This is a genomic window from Streptomyces sp. NPDC056738, assembly GCF_042790435.1.
In the GTDB taxonomy this organism is placed as follows: Bacteria; Actinomycetota; Actinomycetes; order Streptomycetales; family Streptomycetaceae; genus Streptomyces.
The window spans coordinates 244,836-269,401 of sequence record NZ_JBHTZF010000001.1; the positions used below are offsets into that span (position 1 = coordinate 244,836).

The 24,566-nt window shown below is 71.8% G+C and carries 9 protein-coding genes; 3 read left to right on the forward strand and 6 right to left on the reverse strand.

Going from position 1 to position 24,566, the window contains the following annotated elements:
- Positions 1–27: 27 nt before the first annotated feature.
- Positions 28–14,256, reverse strand: coding sequence for an SDR family NAD(P)-dependent oxidoreductase (locus ACFRIC_RS00970; protein ID WP_382778345.1), 14,229 nt, complete (start codon positions 14,254–14,256; stop codon positions 28–30).
- 245 nt (positions 14,257–14,501) lie between these two features.
- Entirely contained in the window at positions 14,502–16,250 is a 1,749-nt protein-coding gene (locus ACFRIC_RS00975) for a fatty acyl-AMP ligase (protein WP_382778346.1), read from the reverse strand.
- Between the two features lie 606 nt (positions 16,251–16,856).
- Between ACFRIC_RS00975 and ACFRIC_RS00980 the strand changes: the two genes are divergently transcribed.
- On the forward strand, positions 16,857–17,264 hold the full coding sequence (locus ACFRIC_RS00980; protein ID WP_382778347.1) for a hypothetical protein: 408 nt from the start codon (positions 16,857–16,859) through the stop codon (positions 17,262–17,264).
- A gap of 146 nt (positions 17,265–17,410) precedes the next feature.
- Here the strand turns inward: ACFRIC_RS00980 and ACFRIC_RS00985 are convergent, their stop codons facing one another.
- The 3 genes from ACFRIC_RS00985 to ACFRIC_RS00995 form a co-directional block, all read right to left on the reverse strand.
- Complete coding sequence (locus tag ACFRIC_RS00985) at positions 17,411–18,298, reverse strand: hypothetical protein (protein WP_382778348.1); 888 nt, start codon at positions 18,296–18,298, stop codon at positions 17,411–17,413.
- Between the two features lie 487 nt (positions 18,299–18,785).
- Positions 18,786–19,934, reverse strand: coding sequence for a sialidase family protein (locus ACFRIC_RS00990; protein ID WP_382778349.1), 1,149 nt, complete (start codon positions 19,932–19,934; stop codon positions 18,786–18,788).
- Entirely contained in the window at positions 19,928–20,854 is a 927-nt protein-coding gene (locus ACFRIC_RS00995) for an RICIN domain-containing protein (RefSeq protein ID WP_382778350.1), read from the reverse strand. The genes ACFRIC_RS00990 and ACFRIC_RS00995 overlap by 7 nt, the downstream gene beginning before the upstream one ends.
- A gap of 547 nt (positions 20,855–21,401) precedes the next feature.
- Between ACFRIC_RS00995 and ACFRIC_RS01000 the strand changes: the two genes are divergently transcribed.
- Both ACFRIC_RS01000 and ACFRIC_RS01005 read left to right on the forward strand, forming a co-directional pair.
- Positions 21,402–21,779, forward strand: coding sequence for a hypothetical protein (locus ACFRIC_RS01000; RefSeq protein WP_382778351.1), 378 nt, complete (start codon positions 21,402–21,404; stop codon positions 21,777–21,779).
- A gap of 204 nt (positions 21,780–21,983) precedes the next feature.
- Positions 21,984–22,322: a cyclic-phosphate processing receiver domain-containing protein gene (locus ACFRIC_RS01005; RefSeq protein ID WP_382778352.1), complete on the forward strand. Its 339-nt coding sequence runs from the start codon at positions 21,984–21,986 to the stop codon at positions 22,320–22,322.
- A 188-nt stretch (positions 22,323–22,510) separates the two neighbouring features.
- Here the strand turns inward: ACFRIC_RS01005 and ACFRIC_RS01010 are convergent, their stop codons facing one another.
- Positions 22,511–24,403, reverse strand: coding sequence for a trypsin-like serine protease (locus tag ACFRIC_RS01010; protein ID WP_382778353.1), 1,893 nt, complete (start codon positions 24,401–24,403; stop codon positions 22,511–22,513).
- Between the last annotated feature and the right edge of the window lie 163 nt (positions 24,404–24,566).

Sequence of the window (24,566 nt, forward strand, 5' to 3'; positions counted from 1 at the left end):
CCTCCGCTCGCCGGAGCGCCCGCCCGCTCACCGCCGGCGCCACGAGCGGAAGGCCCGCAGTTGTTCCGGCGTCACCACGGCCTCCAGGTGCCGGTCGTCCTGGTCGCCGCCGCCGAGCGCGGCCAGCAGGCGCCGGGCCGGTACGTTGCGGTCGGTTCGCTCGGCCGTGAGCCGAACCTTCACGCAGCCCAGCCGGTCGGCGTGGTCCGCCAGCCGGCACAACAGCCGTTCCTCTATGCCCCGGCCGAGTGCGCGGCAGCTCAGATTCCAGGCGAGGACGTCGAGTTGATCGCCGTCCGCGCGCACGGCGATCAGGCCGATCTGGCCGTAGTCGCCGAAGCGGTCCCGTGCCGCGGCCGTCCAGACCTCGCCCCGCTCCCGCCACCGCGCCAGATCGCCACCGTCGGCGGAGCGGGGACGGAGGGTGAACTGATTGGTGCGCCGGACGAGTTGTTCGGCCCGCTCGACGTCGGCGTCGGAAAGGTCCCGGATGTCGACCTCCAGCTCCAACCGGGCCAGGAACTCCTCGAATCCGGCCTGCTCGCGTATCGCGTCCCGCTCCCGTTCCTGTGCGTAGAACCCGGCCCGCAGCTCGTCCTCGGCCGTCGCCGCGGCCGGGACGAGCGGCCACAACCGGCGCAGGAAGTCGTCCAGTTCGGCCACCGGAGGGCAGGTCACCGACAGCACCTCGGGCAGCACCGACCGCACTCCCTCGATCTCGACCGGGTTGTCGTCGAGGAACAGGAAACTGTCGAGTCCCAGGTTGAGGGTGCGCGCGGCCTCCGTGAGCCGGTCGGGCTTGGGGCCCCACCCGGCGGACAGGACACTGAAGTGTTCCGCCTTGAGCGTGCTGTCCGGACGGTCCAGAACGGCTCGTACGGTGTCCTCGTCGTTGTTGCTGACGAGGGCCAGCAGCGCGCCCGCGGAACGCCATCGCAGCAGCGTCCGAGCCAACTGGGCGCGCGGGCCCGAGAGTTCCACCGCGTCGGGGCCGATCTCCCCGGCGACGCCGCCCCACAGGGTCTCGTCCCCGTCCACCGCGATGACCTTGGGCGCCGGACGCAGGACCGCTCGTAGCACCTGGGCCAGTCGCAGGGCCACCGCCGCCTGGAACTGCGGGGTGAAGGGGAGATGAGCCATCCGCTCGGTCCGCTCGTCGAAGGGCTGGGCGACGGTGTGGTGGCGTGTCCAGTCGTCCGGGCCGAGCACCGCGATGCCAGGCGCTTCGGCCAGCTCGGCGGCGAGGTCGTACTCCCAGCGCGCGAAGCGGTCGTCGTGCCGCGCCGAGGGCAGGATGCCGACGACCAGTGGCCGGCGGGTCCGCTCGGACAGAGCCCGCAGCGCGGCCGGGTAGGCGGTGAGAAGTTCGGTCAGGACAGCGTCGGTGACCGGGCCGAACCGTTCCAGGTCCACGGCCCGCAGCAGCACCACGCCCGCCGCCGTCGCCGGATCGGCGAAGACACTCGAAGGGTCACGCAGGGCGGCGAGCACCTGGTGGTACGGCGCTTCCGCCACCGTCGGGCCCTCGTTCCGGCCCCGCTCCCCCGCCCTCTCGCGGGCGTCCTCCTCCATCGCCGCCTGGCAGAGCCCCGGGAGATGGCCGAGCGCGAAGGTGGCGGCGAGGGCGAGCGAGCGGCGCGGGCGAGCCTTGGTGTCCGGCTCGGCCGCGGTTGCCGTCGCCCGGACCGCCGCCGTCGGATCGTCGGCCGTCGTCGCCAGCAGTCGCAGGAACTCCTGCGCCAACCCGGTGGTGGTCGCCGTGTCCAGGATGTCGAGGTTGTGGTCGAGGCGGACCCGGGCCGCGTCCGGAGTCATGGTGACCATGAGGTCGAGGTCGGAGTATCCCGTGCCGGCCGGCAGCACCTCCAGCCGGTCGAGACGGGCCGCCGAGGACCGTACGTAGTTGAAGTAGACCTCCACGAGCGGGGCGTTCGCGCGGTGCAGTCCCTGTCGGGCCAGGGTCGCCAGCACGTCCGTGAACATGGCGCCCTTCGCCAGAACCCGGTCCAGGCGCGCGTCCGTGCGCCGCAGCACGTCCTCGATCCGCTCCCCCGCGCCCGCCTGCGCCGGGAACGGCACCGGTACGCCGAAGAAGCCCACCGCGTCGTACGCGTCGGCGTGGATGCGCGTGTCGACGGGCACGGCGAGCACGAAACGCTCCCGTTCCCGCATCCGGGCCAGCAGGACGGTCAGGGTACCGAGGCAGAACGCGGCGGGTGTGACGGCGAGGGCGCTCGCGGCCGCGGACACCCGTGCCATCAGTGCGTCGGGGATCGCTACGGTCACGCTCCCGGCCCGGTACGAACGACTCGCGGGGCGGGGCCGGGCGAGCGTCAGGTCGAGACGCTCGCTGCCGTGGAAGGCCTCGCGCCACTCGGTGCCGGCGCCGCCGGAGCCCCCACCGCTCTGCTGGGCCTCGACGAGCAGGTCGATGTCACGGTTGGTGACCGTGTCCCCGAGAGACGTGCCGGAGAGTTCGGCGTCGATCTCTCCCGCCACGAGCAGCAACGACTGCAGATCGCTCACCGCGTGGTGCGCGCCGAACACCAGGGTCTGTCCTCGCGGGCCGGCGTCGAGCAGTTCGAACCGCCACAAGGACGCGCTCGCCAGGTCGAACGGTGTCTCCAGCAGCCGGGACAGCCGGGCGGCGGCGTCCGGATCGGCGTCGGCGGGCACGTCCGTCCAGCGCAGCAACGCCTCGGCCGGCTCCCGTTCCACGCGGAGCTGTCGGTTCCGTCCGTCACCCCCGTCGATCGCGGTGCGCAGGGCCGCGTGACGCCCGGCAAGCCGGGTGATGATGTCGGTGAGGGTCTCGCGGGTGGTGGGTGCGGTGAGCCGGACGGCCAGGCCGACGGCGTGTGCCGCGTCCGGCATGCCGGGCTGGGCGCTGCGCAGCAGCCGTACGACGTCGCGGGTCGCGGGCCGCAGCTCGCTCTCGGGCACCTCGGAGGCGACGTCGGGCTCCGGCTCCTCCCCTCGGGGAGCGGAGTCGCGTTCGGGCAGCACCTCCGCCAGGGCCCGCGCGAGGCCCCGGATGTCGGAGGCCGAGAAGACGGCGGCGGCCGGGAGTTCGGCGCCCAGCTCCCGGGTGAAGGCGTTGCGCAGCCGGACCAGCATGAGGGAGTCCAGGCCCAGTTCCTTGAGGGCCGTGGTCGCGGAGAGCTCCGCGACACCGCCGGAGACCTGGCCGACCTTGGCCCGAACATACGCTTCGAGCCGTGCGGCTCGGTCCTGGTCCGTCGTCGCCGCGAACACCCGGGTGACGAGGTCGTCCGTGGACGCGGGGCCCGTGGCGACGGTGATCAGGTCGGCCAGGATCGGGCGGGTGCGGGCCGCGTCCGGGTCGAGCTCCAGCGCCGCAAGGTCCAGGGCGAGGGGGGCGAGCTGGCGGCGGGAGGTGGCGAGCACCCGCTCGAACAGGTCGCCGCCTTCCGCCGCGGTGAAGGCGAGCAGGCCGGAACGGCTGGTCTCGGCGGCCCGGGTGCCGGAGCCGGCGACCATGCCGACCTCCGCCCAGGCGCCCCAGTCCAGGCTCAACGCACGACGTCCAGTGCGGGAGAGGTGATGCGCCCAGGCGTCGAGGTAGGCGTTGGCCGCCGCGTACGGGCTCTGGCCGGCCGAGCCGAGGACACCGGCCGCCGAGGCGAAGAGCACGAACCGCTCGGCCTCCGGCGCCAGTTCGGTGAGCAGGGCGGTGCCCAGGACCTTGGGGGCGAGCACGCGCAGGACGCGTTCGTCGGTCAGGTTCGCCACCGTGGCGTCGTCGAGGACGCCCGCCGCGTGGACGACGGTGGCGATCGGTCCGCCCTCGCGTCGCACGGCGTCCAGGGCGGCGCTCAGCGCGGCGCGGTCGGAGACGTCGGCCCGGGGGAGGTGGACGGCGACGCCACGCGCCTGAAGCCCTTCGATCCAGCTCCGCGTGGCCGCGTCGGGTCCGCCCCGGCTCAGCAGGGCGAGCCGGCGGGCACCCCTGCGGACCAGCCGCTCGGCCACCACGCGGCCGAGGCCGCCCAGCCCGCCCGTGATCAGGTGCACGCCGTCGGCGCCGATCCCGCCGTGCGCGCCGCCGGCGCCTGCCTCGGCGTGCGGACCGTCGGCGCTCGCACCCCCGTCGGCGCTCGCACCCCCATGGGTGCCGTCGGCGCTCACGCCGTCGTGACCGCCGTCGTCCGGGCGGGTGCGGGCCAGTCGCGGCACCAGTCGGCCCGATTCCCGCAGTGCGACGAGGCGTTCGTCGTCCGCGTGCCGGAGCTGCGTCCACAGAGCGTCGTCGCCGTCCGTGGTGGGCAGGTCGACCAGCGTGGTCGACAGTTCCGGGTATTCCTGGGCCACCGAGAGTCCGAAGCCCCAGGCGAGGGCTTGCTGAGGGTGGGTCACCTGCGTGCTGTCACCGGCTGCCTGGGTGCCCCGCACGACCACGAACAGGCGTGGGGCGCGGCTGCGCGGCCGGTCGGCGAGCGCCCGTACCAGGTGCAGGGTGCTCAAGGTGCAGCACCGCGCGGCCTCCTCGGCCGTGGCGGCGTCCGCGACGGCCGGCGCGTCGAGTGCCGAGAGCTGGACCACCCGCGTCGGCGGCCCGTCCGGGAACGCCTCGTCGAACAGACGGGTCAACTGCTCGGGATCCGCGAGATCGAGGACATAGCGATCGGGGCTCTCGGCTGCGAACACTGCTCCTGGGCGCGCGATCACATGGGGCACGTCGGCTGCGGCGAGCCGCTCCGCGAGCCCGTCGGCCACTCCGGTCCCGTCGGCGAGGACGAGCCAGCGGCCGTCGGCGGGCCGTTCCCGTGCCACCGGGCGCGGCTGCCAGCGCGTCTCGAAGAGCGCGCCGTCCAGTGGTGAGAGCGCGGAGAGTTCGAACTCCGTCGCCTCCAGGACCAGTTGCTCCCTCTCGTCCCAGAGCCGGATGTCCAGGAGCGCGGTGTCGCCGTCCACGGATCGCAGTCGGCAGGTCGCCCACGCGGGCGCGGAACGCAGACCGGTGTGGCGCAGCCGTCCGACCCCGGCGGGCACGAAGGCACGGCCGGCGGGCGCGTCGGCCGGCAGGGCGGCGACGTGGAAGGCGGCGTCGAGGACGGCGGGGTGCAGCAGATGACCGCCGGCGGGCTGCCGCATGAGTCGGCCGACCGCCGCGGTGTCCGTGCGCCGCCCCTCCTCCAGGAGCCGGAACGCGGGGCCGTACTCGATGCCGAGGCCCGCGAGGCCCGCGTAGACGGCGGGCAGGTCGGCTTCCTCCGCACACCGGTCGCGCAGCACCGCCAGATCCTCGTCGGAGTCGAGCGCGGTGGCCGTCGGCTCGGCGCCGTCGTCGACGACTCGGCCGGTGACGTGCCGCTCCCAGGTCGCGCGCGGCCGACCGGTGGCCGTGGAGGAGATGGTGAACTCCCGCGAGCCGTCGTCCCGGGCGGGCCGCAGGACCAGTTGCAGCCGTACGGGCTGCTGCGCGTCGAGTGCCAGCGGCCGTACGAACCTCACGTCGGCCAGTCGGATCGGTCCACCGTCGCCCAGTTCGGTCGCGGCCTCGAGCGCCAGGTCGAGGAAGGCTGCGCCGGGCATCCAGACCTCGCCGGTGACCCGGTGATCGGTGAGGTAGGCGAAGCGGCTGTCGCGCAGGTCGACGTCGCTCTGGAAGATGTGCCGGCCGGGTGTGTCGCTGGCCTCGACGTGCGTGCCGAGGAGCGGTGATCCAACAGTCGTCCGGGAGGCCAGGACAGGTGCGCGCCAGTGCCGTTCGCGGGTGAAGGCGTACGTGGGCAGGTCGACCCGGCGCCCCTGGGGGAACAGCGCCGGCCAGTCGGGGCTGTGCCCTGCCTCGTACAACTCGCCCAGTCGGCCCAGCAGTACGCCTCGTCCCTCCCGCTCACGGCTCAGGGAGCCGACCGTGACCGCGTCGATCCCCGCCTCGGCCGCCACCGCCTCGATCGACGCGGTGAGCGAGGGGTGCGGGCTGAGCTCGACGAAGGAGCGGAAGCCGTCGTCCAGCATCCGCCGGATCGTGTCGGCGAAACGGACCGGCCGTGCCAGGTTCGCGTACCAGTGATCGGCGTCCAACCGGTCGCCGGAAACCGGTTCGGCCGTCACCGTCGAGTAGAGCGGGGTCGGCGCCGCTGTCCCCCGGATCCCGGCCAGGCGGTCGAGCAGTTCCGCGCGCGCCGGTTCCATCAAGGGGGTGTGGGAGGCGAACGGGGTCGACAACCGTCGGACGGAGATGTCCCGCGCCTCGAGGTGCGCGCGCAGTTCGGCCAGTGCCTCGGTGTCGCCGGAGACGGCCGTGGAACGGGCGCTGTTCACCGCCGCCACGAACAGCCGGCCTGAGTAGGGCGCGAGCACCTTCTCGACGTCCGCGCACGGCAGTTCGAGGGACAGCATGCCGCCCTGTCCGACGAGCGGGGCGACCGCTCGGGCCCGCCCGGTCACCACCGACACGGCGTCGTCGAGGCTCAGGGAGCCCGCGCTGTACGCGGCGGCGATCTCGCCGAGGCTGTGCCCGGTCACGGCGTCCGGGCGGACGCCGAGCGCACGCCAGGCGGCGGACAGGGCCGCGTTGACCGCGAACAGGACGGGTTGCAGGTACTCGGTGCGGTCCAGAGGGGCGAACTCCTCCGGAGCGCGCAGCACGTCGAGGACCGACCAGCCGACCTGACGGCGCACCGCGTCGTCGATCCGGGCCAGCTCCTCGCGGAACGCCGGTGATCCGGCGGCCAACTCCATTCCCATGCCGGGCCGTTGCCCACCGTGTCCGGCGTAGACGAAGGCGACCTTGCCCGACTGCTCCGGGCGGGGCGGGGTCAGCGGTGTCCGACCTGTCGCCAACGCGTCGAGCCGGGCGCGCAGTTCGTCCTGGTCTCCGGCCACGATCGCCGCCCGGTCTTCGAAGTGACTGCGGTGACGGGCCAGGGTGTGGGCGATGTCGGTCAGGTCGACGGGCTCGTCCAGGTGCCGGGCGAGTCGTGCGGCCTGTCCTCGCACGGCGGCCTCGCCGCGCCCGGACAGGACGAACAGCCGTGGACCCGGGGCGTTTTCCCTCTCCGCCCGTACGACGGCGGGCCCGGCCTCCTCCACGATCAGGTGCGCGTTGGTTCCGCTGATCCCGAAGGCGCTCACGCCCGCCCGCCGCACGTGTCCGTCCGATGCGGGCCAGGTGACCGTCTCCCGCAGCAGGTGCAACCCGCTGTCGTCCCAGTCGACATGGCGACTGGGCGTGCCGGCGTGCAAGGTGCGCGGCAGGGACTCGTGGCGCAGGGATTGCACGACCTTGATGAGACCGGCCACACCCGAGGCGGCCTGCGCGTGGCCGATGTTGGACTTGAGCGAGCCGAGATGGAGCGGGCGCCCGTCGGGGCGGGTCGCGCCGAAGACCTCGGCGAGGGCGTTCGCCTCGATCGGGTCGCCGAGGGTGGTGCCGGTCCCGTGCGCCTCGACGTAGTCGATGTCGGCGGGGTCGAGACCGGACAGCTCCAGGGCCCGGCGGATCACCTGTTCCTGGGCCGGGCCGTTCGGCGCCGAGAGGCCCTGGCTGCGGCCGTCCTGGTTCACGGCCGTACCGCGCAGCACGGCCAGGACCTCGTCGCCGTCGCGCCGGGCGTCGGAGAGGCGTTTGAGTACGACGATGCCGGCGCCCTCGGCCCAGATGGCACCGTCGGCGTCGTCGGAGAAGGAGCGGCACCGCCCGGTCGGGGACAGCCCCCGCAGCCGGCTGAACTCGACGAAGGTCCCCGGCGTCACCATCAGCGTCACCCCGCCGGCGAGCGCCAGGTCGCATTCGCCCGACCGCAGCGCCTGCGCGGCGAGATGGACGGCGACCAAGGAGGACGAGCACGCGGTGTCCACCGTGAGCGCCGGTCCGTTCAGGCCCAGCGTGTACGCGAGCCTGCCCGAGGCCACGCTCGCCGCCGACCCCGTGCCGACGTAGCCGTCGAGTTCGTCGAGCCGGGTGCCCGCGAGGTAGTCGCTGCCGAACATGCCCACGTACACACCGGTGCTGGTGCCGGCGAGCTCGGCCGGAACGATTCCGGCGCGCTCCAGTGCCTCCCACGCGGTCTCCAGCAGCATGCGCTGCTGCGGGTCCATCGCCGCCGCCTCCTTCGGCGTGATGCCGAAGAATCCCGCGTCGAACGACTCCAGGTCGTCGAGGAAGCCGCCCTCCCGAGCGTAGGACGTGCCCAGGGCGTCCGGGTCGGGGTCGTACAACGACTGCGTGTCCCAGCGGTCCGCCGGGAACGGACCCACCGCGTCGCGGCCCTCGGCGACGAGGCGCCAGAGTCCCTCGGGGTCGTTCACGCCGCCGGGCAGACGGCAGGCCATGGCCACCAGGGCCAGGGGCTCGTCCGACGTCGCCGACGTGGTGCGGTGGGACCGCGGCTCGGGGGCCCCGGGTCGCGTGGTGCCGCCGTCCGTGTGGAGTGCGGTGGTCAGCAGGTGGGCGGAGAGGCGGGCCGCGGTCGGGTGGTCGAAGAGGAGGGTCGCGGGGAGCCGGGCACCGATCCTGGTGCCGATGCGGTTGCGGAGCTCGACCGCCGTCACCGAGTCCATGCCGAGTTCGCGCAGGGGCTGATCGGGGCGGACCGACTCCGGCGAGGGCAGGCCGAGCGCCCGGGACGCCTCCTCACGGACGAGGGCCAGGACGCGTGCGGCGCGGTCGGCCTCCGGGAGGCGGGAGAGGCGTTCCGCCAGACCGACGCCGCCCTCCTGACCGGTGCGGCGCGCGGGCAGCAGGGAGCGCCACAGGGCGACCGAAGCGTCGTCCATGGCGGCGGTGGTCGTGCGCAGGCGGGGCAGATCCAGGGCCGAGGCGATGAGATGCGGTGCGCCCCGGCGCAGCGCGAGTTCGACGAGTTCGCGGCCCTGGTCGGGGGTGAGGGCGCGGTGGCCCAGCCGGGCCATGCGGTCGAGGTCGGCGTTCTCCGCGGCGAGTCCTTCGCCGGCCCAGGCGCCGAAGGAGACCGAGACGGCGGGGAGGCCCAACCCCCGCCGGTGGTATGCCAGTTGGTCGAGGAAGACGTTGGCGGCCGCGTAGTTCCCCTGGCCCGGGTTGCCGAGTACGCCGGCGGCGGAGGAGACCAGCAGGAACAGGTCGAGCGGGGTGTCCGCGATGAGCCGGTGGAGGTGGGCGGCGCCGTCCACCTTGGGACGCATTACTCGTGCGAGGCGTTCGGGTGTCAGGTCGGCGATCACTCCGTCGTCGAGGATTCCGGCGCAGTGCACGACACCGCGCAGCGCCGACGCGTCACCGATCCGGGCGAGTACCCCGGCCAGGGCGTCCGCGTCCGCGACGTCGCACTCCTCGATCTCGACGTCGGCTCCGAGCGAGGCCAGTTCGGCGGTGATCTCGGCGGCGCGGGGGTCCGACGGTCCTCGACGCGAGGTCAGGACCAGCCTCTGCACGCCTCGTTCGGCGAGGAGCCGGGCGATGTGCAGGCCGACGGCCCCCAGTCCGCCGGTGATCAGCACGGTTCCGTCGGTGGGCGTCAGGACGTCCCGGCCGTCGTGGGCGCCGCTCCGCGGGGCGACGGACGGGCGTGCCCGCACGAGCCTCGGGGCCAGCAAGGAGCCTTCCCTGAAGGCGAGTTCCGGCTCGCCGATGTGGCTGACGGCTGCCGTCACGGCGTCCGCGGCGTCGGCGTCGCCGAGGCCGGGGTCCAGGTCGAGGAGGGTCAGCCCGAGATGGGGGTGTTCGGCGCGGGCGCTGCGGGCGAGGCCCCACAGCACCGACTGGGCCAGTCCCGGCACGGTGTCCCCGGCACCGGCCGCGACCGCGCCCCGGGTCACCCAGAAGGTCCGGGCGGGCAGCCGGTCCTCCGGGAGAGCGATCAGGTCACGCAGTTCGGCCAACGCGTCGGCCGCCAACTCGCGCGCGGCGAGAGCCGGTTCGGCTTCCTCCCCCGGGCGCGGCCAGAATCGTACGACGATGTCCGCGCCCGTTTCGCGCACCTGGGCGCCTGCCGCCGCCAGGCCTCTCAAGGTGGCCTCGACGTCCGGGTCCGAGGAGTCGCCCTGGACGGACCAGGCCGTGCTCTGTTCCGTCCGGGACGGTTCGGTGGGGGCCGTCCACGCCACTTCGTACAGGTGACGGCCGTTCTCGGAGGCGCCGTCGAGGTCCGCCCGGTCGGCGGCCCGCAGTCGTACGTCCTCCAGGCGGCCGGCCGGAAGGCCGTCGGCGTCCCACAGGGTCACGTCGAGGGTGCGGTCCGTCGCCGAGCCACCCCTCCGCCGTACCAGCGCCGTGAGGTCGCTCGCGCCGCCGGGCGGCAGGACGCAGCGGCCCACTGCGACCGGCAGCAGCACCCGCTCGTCGGACGTGTCCAGCGCGGCGGCCACGTGCAGTGCGGCATCGAGCAGCGCCGGGTGGACGGGGTAGGGATCGGAGGTCCCACGGGCCACGGCGGGCAGCGACAGCCGGGCCAGCACTTCGCCGTCGGCGGTGGTCGTGACCGCCGACCGCACGCCCTGGAAGGCGGGGCCGTAAGCGAGACCGAGTGCGGCCAGCCGGTCGTACGTCCCCTCGCTCCAGACGGACTCGGCGTCCTCCGGCCACACCGGTGGCCCCTCCCCCGTCACCGGCGCGGGGGCGGAGGCCGAGGCGGTGGCGTGCAGAGTCCAGCCCGGGGCGTCCCCGCCGCGCGGGCGGCTGTACACGGTGACCTCCGGTGCGGCGCCCGCGGTGCCCGCGGTGACGACTTCGACGGAGACCTCGACCGTGCCGGTCCGGGGCAGTACGAGGGGCGCGAGCAGGAGCAGATCCGTGACGTCGCCGGGCTCGTCGGGGCGGGCCACGGCGAGCGCGGCGCGGCACAGTTCCATCATGGTCGTGCCCGACACCACGGTCCGGCCGAAGACGGTGTGGTCGGGCAGCCAGTCGGCCGTGGCCGGGCACCATTCGTTGCGGAAGGTCCAGCGGGTCTCGTCCGCCGACTGGAGGTGGACGCCCAGCAACGGGTGCGCGGCCCGGTCGAGCAGGCCGGAGGACGCGGCGCCGGACCCGGGTGCGGACTCGCTCCAATACGACTGGAGATCCCAGGCGTACGTGGGCAGTTCGACCAGGTTGGCGTCGGGGGTGACCCGGCGCCAGTCGATGTGCCGTCCGTGGACGTGGAGTTCGGCGGCGGCCCGGTCCAGGCAGGCGGGCCCGTCCTCGTCACGGCGCAGTGAGCCGACGACGACCAGGTCCTCGTGGCCGAGTTCCTCGGCGACCGTGCGTACGGCGGTGACGAGGGCGGGGTGGGGGCTGAGTTCGACGAAGTGGCGGTAACCGTCGGCCGCCATGCGTTCCACGGTGGGCGCGAAGCGCACGGGTTCCCGCAGGTTCGTGAACCAGTAGTCGGCCTCCAGCTCCTGGGTGACCGGCTCGCCGGTGACCGTGGAATACCAGGCGACGGTGGTCGGGGAGGTGGTCACTCCGTCGAGTTCGTCGAGGATCGTCGCGCGCAGCGGCTCGACCCGCGGGCTGTGGGAGGCGTAGTCGACGTCGAGGCGGCGGACGAACACCTGCTCCCGGTCGAGGTCGGCGAGCAGGGCGTCGAGGGGTTCCACGTCACCGGCGATCACCGTCGAGCGGCCGCTGTTCACGGCGGCCACGGTGACCCGGCCACCGAGCTCGGCGAGGCGGGCCTCGACCTCGCCGTGCGGCAGGGCGACGACGGCCATGGTGCCGGTGCCGGACACCTCCCGCAGTGCTTGGCTGCGCAGGGCGACCACCGCGGCGGCGTCGTTGAGGCTCAGCGCCCCGGCGACGCAGGCCGCGGCGACCTCGCCCTGGCTGTGTCCGATCACCGCGTCCGGGCGGACGCCGCGGGCCCGCCACACCGCGGCCAGGGAGACCATCACCGCGAAGAGGACGGGCTGGACGACGTCCACGCGTTCCAGGGAGGGAGCGCCCGCGTCGCCGCGCAGGACGGCGGCCGCCGACCAGGTGGTGAACGGGCGCAGTGCGGCGTCGCAGCGGTCGAGTTCGTCGGCGAACACCAGTGAGCGGTCGAGGAGTTCGCGGGCCATGCCGGGCCATTGGGCACCCTGGCCCGGGAAGACGAACGCCAGCTTGCCCGGTGGCAGGGTCTCTTGCGGGCCGACGACGAGGTCGGGGTCCGGAGTCCCCTCGGCGAGGCCCCGAAGCGCCCTGAGCAGTTCGTCGTGGTCGCCCGCCTGGAGGACGGCACGGTGCTCGAAGTGGGTGCGGTGGTGGGTCAGGGTTGCGGCCACGTCGGGCAGCGCGGGCCGCGGTTGCGCGGCGAGCGCGTCGAGCAGGCGGGCCGCCTGACCCCTGAGGGCCGGAAGAGTGCGGGCGGACAGAGGGAAGAGGGTGGGGTCTATGGCCGGGGCCTGGGTGTTGGTCGACGTTGGGGCCTGTGTGACCGTGGGCATCGGCTCCACGGTCGGCGTCGGTGCCTGTGTGACGGCGGGCGTCGATGCCTGTGTGACCGACGGAGTCGGCTCCATGGCCGGTGTCGATGCCGGAGTGACGGTCGGCACCGGGGCCTCAGGGGCGGTCGGCGTCGGCTCCACGGCGGGTGTCGATGCCGGAGTGACGGTCGGCACCGGGGTCTCAGTGGCGGTCGGCGTCGGCTCCACGGCGGGCGTCGGGCCGGTGGCCGGGGTCGGCTGCGGCGTCGGTCGGGCCAGGTCCTCCGGGGATTCCTCCAGCACCACATGGGCGTTGGTGCCGCTGATCCCGAACGCGCTCACCCCGGCCCGCCGTACGCGGTCGGTGCGCCGCGGCCATGCCTCGGCACGGCTGTGCACACGCAGCCCGCTGCCCGCCCAGTCGACGTACTCGGTCGGGGTCTCCGCGTTCAGTGACGCCGGTATGCGGTCGTGGCCGAGGGCCAGGACCGTCTTGATGACGCCGCCGATACCCGCGGCGGCCTGAGTGTGACCGATGTTGGACTTCAGGGAGCCGACCGTCAGCGGCCGGTCGGCAGCGCGTCCCGGTCCGAAGACCGCTGCCAGCGCCTGTCCTTCGATGGGATCGCCGAGCCGCGTGCCCGTGCCGTGCGCCTCGACGTAGTCCAGGTCCTCCGGCCGGAGCCCGGCGTCGTCGAGGGCGGCGCGCAGCACCCGTTCCTGCGCGGGACCGCTGGGCGCGCTCAGGCCCTGGCTGCGGCCGTCCTGGTTGATCGCCGAGCCCTTGACGATCGCGAGGACCCGGTCGCCGTCCCGGCGCGCGTCCGCGAGGCGCTTCAGGAGCACCAGCCCGCAGCCTTCGGCCCACACCACACCGTCCGCGTCGGCGGAGAAGGGGCTGCACGTCCCGGACGGCGACAGCCCGCGCAGCCTGCTGAACTCGACGTGCCCGCGCGGTGTCACGAGAAGCGTCGCGCCGCCGGCCAGCGCGAGGTCGCACTCGCCGCGGGCCAGTGCACGGGCCGCGAGGTGAAGGGACACGAGAGAGGAGGAGCAGGCGGTGTCGACCGTGACGGCCGGACCCTGGAGTCCGAGGCTGTACGCGATGCGCCCGGACGCCACGCTGGCCGCCGAGCCCGTGCCGACGTGCCCGTCGAGGCGGTCCAGCGGGGCCGAGGCGAGGTATCCGCTGTCGTACAGGCCGACGTAGACGCCCGTGCGGCTGCCGTTCAGTGTCTCCGGGACGATTCCGGCGCGCTCGATCGCCTCCCAGCCGGTCTGCAGCAGCAGTCGTTGCTGCGGGTCCATGGCCGCGGCCTCGCGCGGCGAGATCCCGAAGAAGGCCGCGTCGAAACGGTCGATGCCGGTCAGGAAGCCGCCGCGCAGGGTGTACGCCTTGCCGGCGGCGTCCGGGTCGGGGTCGTGGAGCCCATGGGTGTCCCAACGGCCGGCGGGCACCTCCTCGATGGTGTCCTCGCCCGCCTCGAGGAGCCGCCACAGGGCCTCCGGGTCGTCGGCTCCGCCGGGGAACCGGCAGGCCATGGAGATGATCGCGATGTCGTCGCCGCTCCGCACGGACGCCTCGGCCGACACCGCCAGCACGGAGGCCGACGCCGGACCCGGCTCGGCCGTACCCGGGGGCCGTTCGTCGAGGACGGCCTCGGCGATCCCCGCGATCGTCGGGTGGTTGAAGACGACGGACGGATCGAGGGGCCGCCCGGTCCACTCGGACAGACCGGCGACCAGCCTCACCAACTGGACGGACCCCAGACCGAATTCGGCGATCGGGCGCTCCGGTGCGACGGCCGCCGGGGCGAGCCCGGCCGCCTCCGCGACAGCGGACGTCAACCAGGCTCGCACGTCCTCGGAGGTCGTCGGGGACATCTCGGGGTGGCGGTTCGGGGACTCGTTCGCAGGCATCTGGGCTGGTGTCCTCGTGAACTTGGGCACAGGTGGATTCGGTACGGCTGACACGGCGGGCGCGCGGACAGCCACGTACGACTGATGGCGCCGACGCACGGCACGCGGCGTACGGCGGAGACGTGGGCGGACGGCAGGCCCGGTGGGCATCGAGCGGACGGCGGATGACGGATGTCCGGGGAACTGACCGGCCGATCGCTCCTCGGGCCTCCGGCGGCGTGCGGGCACGCCGCCGGAGGGGGAGGTCAACTCGCCGCGGGCTCGCCGACCAGGGAGAGCGTGCCGTCGAGATACGCCGCCCGGGAGGCGTGGCGCTGGATCTTCCCGCTCGACGTCTTGGGGATGGTGCCGGGGTGGACGAGCACGACGTCGTGCACCGGCAGGCCGTGTGCCTCGCTGATCGCGCCGCGGATCAGATCGATGATCTTCTCGGACTCGCCCACCGCCTCCGGCGCCGTCTCGGCGACCACGACCGGCCGCTCGCCTTCTCCCCCGGTGTCGACGGAGAAGGCGGCGGTACAGCCGGGCCGGAGCCCCCAGTGGGACATCTCGGCGGAGAGTTCCAAGTCCTGCGGGTAGTGGTTGCGTCCCTCGACGACGATCAGATCCTTGAGCCGACCGGTGACGAAGAGTTCGCCGTCGCGCAGGAATCCGAGGTCGCCGGTGCGCAGGAACCGGCCCTCCCGGCCTTCGAGCGTGGCCCGGAAGGTCTGCCGGGTGGCGAGCGCGTTGCGCCAGTAGCCCTTGGCGACACTCGCGCCCGACACCCAGATCTCGCCGACCTCGCCCTCGGGCAGTTCCTCCTGCCGTTCGGGATCGGCGATCACCAGGGTGGTGCCGGGCCCGGGACGGCCCGAGCCGACCGCGGCCGCGTCCGTCGACCTGGATTCCGGGGCTGCGCCGCCTGGCCCGGACTCGTCGATGGCGGTGGCGGTGGCGAGGGTGGGAGGCGCCTGCACCGAGCTGCCGGTGACGATCAGCGTGGCCTCGGCAAGGCCGTAGCACGGGTACAGGGCCTCACGGCGGAAGCCCGCGGCGCCGAAGGTCTCGGTGAACCGTCGCAGGGTCGCGGCCCGCACCGGTTCCGCGCCGTTGAACGCGACCCTCCACCGGCTCAGGTCGAGGCCCTCGACGAGATCCGGCGTGGCGTGCTTCAGGCACAGCTCGTAGGCGAAGTTGGGGCCGCCGCTGGTGTGCGGACGGTACCGGCTGACGGCGGTCAGCCAGCGCTCGGGCCGCTGCAGGAAGTGCAGCGGGGAGAACAGTGTGGCGGTCACGCCGAGGTAGGCCGCGTTCAGGACCGGGCCGATGAGGCCCATGTCGTGGTAGACGGGGAGCCAGCTCACGAAGAGTTCATGGTCGTACTCCTCGATCACGTCGGGAGTGTGGCCCATGCGCTCGGTGATGACGCGCTCGTTGTCGAGGAGATTCCCGTGGGTCACCATCACCCCGCGCGGGGCGGAGGTGGATCCGGAGGTGTACTGGAGGAAGGCGACCGAATCGGCGGTGAGGTCGGGTTCACGCCAGGAGCCGGCCGCCTCGTCGGGGATGTCCTCGGTGGCGACGCAGGTGATCTCGGCGAGTTCGGGCAGGTGTTCCGCCATGGTGGCGAGGGCCGCGATGACTTCGCGGCCGCCCAGGATCACCTTGGCGTCCGCGTCGGCGATCAGGCGCTTCATCCGGAGCAGGGCGCGGTGGTTCTGCGAACGCCCGTGCGGCGGCAGGCCGGGTACCGCGACGACCCCGGCCGAAAGGCAGCCGAGATAGCCGGAGATGAACTCGATGCCGGGCGGATACAGCAGCATGGCGCGGGAACCGGCCAGGCCGCGCTCCTGGAGCCAGGCGCCGATGGCGCGGGACCGTTCGGCGAGCCGCCCATAGGAGATGTCCTGGATCTCTCCGTCGCAGTCGCCCGTGACGAGGTAGCGGTACGCGGTCCGGTCGGGTTGGCGGGAAGCGTGCAGGGTTAACAGATCGACCAGGGAACGAGCCATAAGAGGAGTCTCACCTGTTCGGATGAGTGAGCGAGAAGACTGGAGTTCGAAGGCCGCGTGATACCTACGCGCAGATGCCGCGTCCGCCTGGCCCCCTTGCCAGAACGTCCGTCTCGGCCGAATCCGCCCGGGAAAAGCCGGCGAAACGCGCCGATTCCCCGAAGCCCCCTACGGATTGCTACCAACGAGTAACACCCTAGCAAGCTCGACCGGTCCCCCAGATGTAACTCCCGGTACTAATTACGCAATTGCACGATCTGACGGTCGGTCACCGGACATGAACCGAGCGAAGTGGCTGGTACGCGGGATACGCCGCCGGACCATGTGTGCCGCATCACGCGCTCCGAACACCGTTCGGGGACCTCTCCGTTCGGGGCCCTCACCGTTCCGGGGCCTCAACGACTCTCCGGATGAGCAGGGGAGCCCGCCACCACCTTTCATGGCCGTCGCGTGGGAATCCGCGACGGCGTCGGGCTCGTCGGCGCACGACCGCCTCGATTCACCCGGCCATCGAAACCGGCGCGCAAATCACCCGCCTATACACCGATACCCCACCCGAACAGACCGGCATTCACCGTACCTTCACCAGGGCGTCATACTCTGCCCATGAGCACACCAGCCAGACCGCAGGTCTCCACGCAGCCGTCCACCCCACCGTCGCCGTACGCGACCGCATCCCTCCCCGCCGAACCGGCGAAGCCCCGGGGGAAGTGGTGGATCGCTCCCCTGACCGGTGCGCTGGTGGCGCTGCCGCTTCAGCTCGTCGCCGCGTTCCTGCTGCTCATGTCGCCGATGGCCTTGGACTCGTGCACGGCCGCCAACCCCTGCGGACGCACGGAGGCCGCGATCGGCGCGACTGCGGTGCTGCTCCTGCTGGCGCTGCTCTCCTTGGGCGTGCCCTGGTACCTCGCGAAGCGGAAGAGCGTCGGCGTGGGCATCGGGGTCAGCCTGATCCCGCTGGGCCTGACGCTGGCGTCCATCGGCACACTTCTCCTCGGAATCGGCCTCGGCTGACACGAAGGGCTGACGAAAAGGCCGGTTGAAGGAGCCGACGAAAACGGAACGGCTCCGCCCGTGGGCCGACGCCGGTGAGCGTCGACGCCGTACGGGCGGAGCCGTCGGAGTGTCCTAGGGTGCGCAGGTCACCCGGGACACCTGCGTCAGGAGCGACGTGCGCGGCGGGACATGACCACGGCACCGGCTCCGGCGACGATCACCAGGGCCGCACCTCCCGCGATCGGGCCGATCGGACCGCTCGCACCGGTCTCGGCCAGCGGCGGCGTGCTGTCACTGGGCGAGGGAGCCGGGGTGGCCGGCGGCGTCGACGTCAGCGGCGGCACGTCCGGCGTGGTGGAGGGCGTGCTGGACGGCTTGGGGGTGGTCGCGGGCTCCGTCGTCTCGTCGGCGGGCGGCTCACTGGACGAGGGGGTCGCGGGCGTGGCCGGCGTGGACGGCGACGGGCTGGGCGAGTCCGGCGTCGCGGGGGTGCAGGCCTTGTCGCCGCCGTTCCAGGCGGCTATGAGGTGGAACGGGGTCGCGACGTTGTCGGGCTGGTACGGCAGGGGGCCGTGGCCCTCGCCGGTCTTGCCGTCGTATGAGACGTCGTCGCCGTACAGGTCGATCTGGCCGAAGCAGTCGGGCGTACGCACCTCGAGCTTCTGCCAGGTCTGCTTCGCGTCGGCCGAGTCGGCGACGTCCGCGGAGGTGAGGTAGACGGTGGCCTTGTCGACCAGGCTCTGGTGGCCGGAGGTGAACCAGTTCGGTCCCTCGGTGGTGTATTCGGCGAGGGAGACGGGGTACTTGCAGCCGTCGCCGACGCTCTGGCCCGGGGCCAGCCGGACCTCAACGGTTCCGGGGACGCTGTCCCACTGGTGGAACCCGCCCTGGGACGACCAGTCCGCGCCCACGGGCTTTCCGTCCGCGTCGACGATGCGGTACTGGACCGTGGCGGACTGGCAGTCGCCGGACGTGGCGGCGCTCGCGGTTCCCGCGCCGACGAGCGGAACCACGGCAGCGGCGAAGGCGGTCGCGGCGAGGGCCGTGAGCATTCTTGTTTGTTGCGAACGCGACAAGATGAGCCTCTGTGAAGGTCAGGGTGTGGGAGGTGGCGGGGGTGCGAGGGGTCGACTCGGGCGGGTGCCATGAGACATGGCCGACGAAAGACATGGCCGCCTGCGTCACTCGCGTCGCTTCGCTCTCGTGGGACACGGCGAAGCGAGCCGTATTCTTGTCGCCTTTCACAACTCCCGTCAATTCTGCACGGGTTGAGCACAGGGACTATCTCAACAGGCAGCTTCACCTCGGCGTTCGAATGGGCAAGGCCGCCCCGATTCCACCCGGAATGGCGCCTTCCCCCGCCGCCGTTCGCGGGTCCTTCGCGGCGCCGGCCTCGGGTCGGCCCGGGTGGTCGCGGGTGCACGTACCCATCACGACCCGATCCCGTCGGCGCACACCGGCGGGATCGGGTCGTAGGTGCGAACTCCGGCGAAGTCGGGTCGTAGGAGCGGACGCGAGCGTGTCAGGACGCGTCAGAGATCAGGGCGTGTCGGAGATGTCGAGTCTGTTCGTCTTGATGCGGGTGGTGTCGAATTCCCAGACGACCCAGAACTTGCCCGGGGCGTACTCGTCGGCCATCGGGTAGTTGTCCCAGCCCTTGCCGTCCGGTTGGTCGGTGTTGTCGCTCGCCGGGCCGTTGGCGAAGAGCTTGGGGGTGCTCCAGGACCCGCCGGGACGCCTCGTTCTGTAGTTGAGGATGTCGCGATTGCTCGCGTCCGTACCGGCGTTGTAGACGTACAGGTACTGGCCGGTGCTGTCCGAGGTGAAGAAGGCCCGGGCGATGTTGTAGCTCGGCAGACTGGTGTCCGTCTCGAAGGCCGTCCAGGTCTCGCCGCCGTCGGTGCTCATGGACGTGGCCGCACCGGCCGACTTGTCGCGGGCGACCATGAACAGCGAGTTCCTCGGGTGGGCCTGGTCCGCGGGCACCTGCGCGTAGGCGATCTGGTTCTCCCCCGCCGTCAGCGCGTTCCCGTCGACGTGGCCGCCCAGCGTCCAGGTCTGCAGGTCGCGGGAGATCAGTGTGCCGTTCTCCCGCCCGGACGACCAGTACGGCATGACGTACGCGCCGTCGTCGCGCTGGAGCGGGTGACCGGACAGGACGAGGTTGGCCTTGTCCGGCACGGTGAGGGGGGCGTCCTGCCAGGTGTGGCCCTGGTCGGTGCTGCGCTTGAGGAAAGTGCCGTCGATCGGGAGGCCGTTGTTGTTGATCCCGTCACCGTCGGCCTCGGTCGAGTCCGCGATGGTCGTGCGCCCCAGGTAGGCGTAGAGGGTGCTGCCGGACCGGTAGAGGATGACGTAGTGCCAGGCGTATCTGTCGGTCTCCTGGGCCAGCGTCTGGGGGCGGCTCCAGGTGGTTCCGCCGTCGGTCGTGTACGCGTACCGCATGTAGCCCATGTCCACGTTCCCGGGCCGGAGTCCCTCCCGCCACACCACGACCGCGTTGTTCGCGCTGGTGCTGACGATGTCGGGCGTACGGGTGCCGTCGCCCTTGCTCGCGAGGTTCGTGTAGACGATCGACTCGCCCGAGGTGCCCGTGGCGGAGGCGGGGCGGGGCATCAGCAGGCCGATCAGTACGGCCAGGACCACCGCGGTCAGCAGAACGGGCCATGCCCGTCGGTGCGTCACCACAGCCACTGCTCGTTCGGATTGTCCGTGCAGGTCCACTGGATCGCCTCCGTACCGGTGTTCGGGCTGCTGCTGGGGATGGCGAGGCAGTAGTCGCTCTGCACGTTCCGCAGCCGGTCCCAACTGTCGTGGATCCAGACCTGGTCGCCGCCGTCGCCGCACGGCTGCTGGAGTACCTTCGCGCCGAGGGCCGTACCGGTCGCGGGGGTGAGACATTTGCCGCTCGCCTTGTTGATCACCCGGTAACCGCCGGTCACGGCCTGAAGGGTCCAGTAGTTGCTGTCGCTGTTGCTGCACGACCACTGGATCATCGCGGCGCCGTTGGCCGTGTCCGCGTTGGCGTCGGCGAGGCAGAAGCCGGTGGCCATGTTGTAGAGGCGGGCGGAGACCGCCTCGTGGTCGTACCAGGTCCACCGCTGGTCGAAGCTGTCCGAGCAGGTCCATTGGACGGCTTCGGCGCCGTTGTCGGTACTGGAGCCGGGGATCCCGAGACACCTGTCACTGTGCAGGTTGCGCAGGCGGTTCCAACTGTCGTAGATCCAGACCTGTTCGTCGCCGGTGCCGCAGGGCCACTGAACGGCCTGGGTGCCGTTGGCCACGCTGGCGCCGGGCATGGCGAGGCACAACAGGCTGTGGCGGTTGCGGATCTGGTAGCGGTCTCCGTTGCCGCCCGCCACCTTGACCAGCGTCCAGTCCTGGTCCGCGTTGTCGCTGCAGGTCCACTGGATCAGACCCGTGCCGTTGGCCGTACTGGAGCCCGGTACGGCGAGGCAGCGGCCGGAGTTGAGGTTGTCGAGGTTCCGCCAGTCGTCCTCCGCGCTCGCGGGCGTGGAGAACACGAGCGTCCACACCACCGTCGCGGCGAGGACGCACATCGCCATGGCGGCGGCCATGAACAGATTCCTCGGTTTCTTCAGGGGCATGACATCAGGCACCCTCTCTGTGTCCGTCGACTGACCCCTCGCCGGCCGCTTGCTCGCGGGACACCGCGCCAAGTTGGCGAGCGGGAGGTCCGGTGCTTGCGCCACGGCCGCACGGGCGCCAAGGGGAAAGATCATGTGGGCGGGATGACGACACCGGAAATGAGTGGCCACGGACATGTGGCACGGCGGCGAACCTTTGCCGCCCCGTCCCAAGGCCACAACGGCGGCGGGTGGGTCACAGATTGAACACTGTGATCCGAGGCGGGCGAAGCACCCACGATGATGCCTTCCTCGGCTCGCACGACCAGGGGGGACCATGCGCAGGAGCACCCGTACCGCCGCTGTCGCCGTCGCACTACTGCTGACCGCGGCCACGGGATGCGCCGGAGGCGATGAGGCCGCGAAGCCGACGACGAGATCCGGCACGCCACGGGCTGCCGAGAGGAGCACGCCGACGACGCCCAGCCCGGACCGGGACCCGGACGCGAAGGGGCCTCGCGTGTTCGGCCGCCCCTTCACCTATACGACGGACGGAGCGACGATGGCGATGACCGTACTCCGTTACGAGCAGGGGAAGTTCGACTTCCGACGGTCCGCCGACGAGGAGTCCGGAGCGACTGGATACACGTGGGCCGCCGTCGAGATCAAAGCGTGCCTGAAGAACGGCTTCGCCGTCGTTACCCGCAACTCATGGGTTCTCGCATACGCGGACGGAGAACGCATCAAGCCGGTCGGCGTGACGTACGACGACTTCCCGAGGCCGGAGTATCCCCGCATGGCGACCGTGAAGGCCGGCACGTGCGTTCGCGGGACGACGGTGTTCGCGGTGCCGGCAAAACGACGGCCGCTACGGGTGCTGTACACCTCGAAGACCCCGGAGACACCGGCGGAGTGGACGGTGCCGAAGGCCCGGCCGGTGACGTGATGGGCGGAGGCTCGTCGCTTCCGGTTCGCGTTGATGGTCAGTTCCGGTCCGCTTTGGTGGCCGCTTTCCGGTCCGCGTTGTTGGTCGCACCCGGTCCGCGTTGTTGGTCGCATCCGGTCCGCCTTGATGGGGAAAGGAATCCGGACGGCTCGTGGACTTCAATGCCGCGCGCGTGCCCCACTCACCTGCTGTGACAATGGCCCGATGAGCGAAGCCCCCACCGCGTCGACACCCGTCATCCTCGGGATAGACGACCTACGACCGCTCCCCCGGTGCACGAGGATCGCCCGCACCAGCGGTGAAGGCGTCCGGCTTCTGGAAGAGCATCGCGACAGCTACGTCGACGAGCTGTGGCTCGACCACGATCTGGGCGGCGACGACACCATCATGCCGGTGGTCACCCTCCTGGAAGAAGCCGCCTTCAACGGACGGCCCTTCGCGATCGGAACGATCTTCGTCCACAGCGCCAACCCCATCGGGGCCGAAACCGTCATCCGGTCACTCGCACACTGGAGCTACCGCGTGCAGCGGGCCACGGCGTAGGCGGCTCCCGCACTCCGCCGGAGAAGGCTGCCCGGCAGCCGGGTGACCGTGCCGAACAGTGGAAAGGCGGCGGCGAGGGCCGCCGTGAACGCGCTGTGCACCTCGAAAGATCCACTCACGTTCGGGCGAGTCGTACGCACGCACGACCCTCACCGCCCCGTTCCGGAACCGATTCCTGCCTGCGGACCTCAGCCCCAGACGTCGTACCACTGGAAGCCGTTGCCGACCGAGACCCGGGTGGCGAAGATCTCGCTGGTGGCCTTCGCGGTGCCCTTGTAGAGGTAGAGCGTGCCGCCGGGGGTACGGGCCAGGAAGTCGGCGATGCCGTCGCCGGTGATGTCACCGACCGCGTCGAAGGCGTTGTAGCCGGTCCAGGCACTGCGCACCTTGATCCGGGAGGAGAACGCCTCGGAACCGGTCTTGCCGGTGCCCTTGTACAGGTACAGGTCGTCGCTGCCCGACTGGCGGGCGAGCAGGTCGGCCTTGCCGTCGCCGGTGAAGTCACCGTGACCGCGTACCGATTTGTACTGGTTCCAGCCGGTGCGGACCGAGTAGCGGGTGCCGAAGGTGCCGTTGCCCTTGCCCGGGTAGACCCACATGGTGCCGCCGGAGTCGACGGACAGGAGGTCGGGCAGGTAGTCGCCGTTGACGTCGCCCGGCGTGATGATCCGGGTGCGGGTCTTCCAGTTGGTGGCGATCTTCGTGTCGGTCCAGGAGCCGTTCGTACGAGCGCTGTTGAGCACGAAGTGCTCCCAGTACACGTCACCGCTGGAGCTGACCCGGTAGATCAGGTCCTGGAAGCCGTCCCGGTTCAGGTCCGTCTGGGCGACCATGTTGACGCCGCCCCAGTTGCCCCAGGAGGCGCGGGCGCCGAAGCCGGTACCGGTGCCGTTGGAGTCCTTCTCGTAGCCCGTCTTCGTGGAGGCTTCGCGGACGAAGAGGTCGGCCTTGCCGTCGGGCTTCTTGTTGAAGATGCTCAGGCTCACGTCGTCGACATGGGCGTAGGCGGAACCGACGTAGTAAACGGCAAGCTTCGTGAAGACGCTGGAGTAGCCCTTCGCCACGCAGTCCTTGACGCCCCAGGAGACGATTCCGGCGAGCCGGCCGCCCACCACGAGCGGGCCACCGGAGTCGCCGTTGCACGCCGCGGTGGTACCGGTGTCGCTGCCACTCTGGGTGCCGGCGCAGACCATCTGCTTCGGGGCGAACAACGTGTCGTAGAGGCCCGAGCAGGTGCTGTCGGCGTGGAGGGTCAGCGAAGCCGTCCGCAGGGTCTGGGAGAGGTCCTGGATGGTGGAGCTGGTACGGCCCCACCCGTAGACCTTGGCCTTCGTGCCGACGGCGTACGAGGCGGTGTCGCCGGCCTCGACCATGCGGATCGGTGTGGCCTTGACCGGCGCGTCAAGAGTGAGCACACCGAGGTCACCGGCGTTCTCCGCCACCTCCTTGTCCATGGGGGCGTACTCGGAGTGCTTCCACTGGCGCAGCACGGCCGTGACCTGGCCACCGTGCAGGTCCGTGGTGCCGGCGGAGGTGGTCGGCAGTTGGTCGGTACCGGTGACGACGGCACCGTGGGCCGGCCAGTCGTACATCTGGTTGTCTTCGTTCATGAGGCAGTGGGCTGCCGTCAGGATCTTCGTCGGTGCCACCACGCTGCCACCGCAGAAGAAGCTCACGTCGTCGGCACTGGTGTCGGTGGTGCCCCGGTCGTCGTGGTACCAGAGCTGCGCCATCCAAGGAGCGGTGGTGATGGTCGTCGTGGTTCCGCCGATGACCTTGGGGTCGACGCCCGAGGTGACAGTGCCGCCGCTCAGCGACGACTTCGCGGTCGCACGGTCCTTGGCGCCGTCGTCGGCCATGGCGCCCGCGACGCGCTTCTCCAAGGTGGAGTGCGAGGTCGAACCGATGGCCGGCGCGACCGTCGGGGTGGGCAGGGCGGTGGCCGCGCCAGCGGACGAGGTCATCACCGCGGCGGCGAGTGCCGTGGCGACGCCTACGGCGGCGACGGGCAGGGCAAGGCGTATCCGACGACGGTGACTACCGCCGGACCGTTTCGTGATCAAGAGAATTCCCTGGGACATGGTTCGGAGGGGGCACGAGCTGTGCCCCCTCCACTCAGCGCCGAGGGGCGATTTTGCGTCACCGGAAGTTCACCGGCCATCCACAGGATGGACACCTCGACCTCGATCCCCGCCCCTCCCGGGCCACCACGGCGCCCTGAATCTTGACGCGTCTTTCAACACC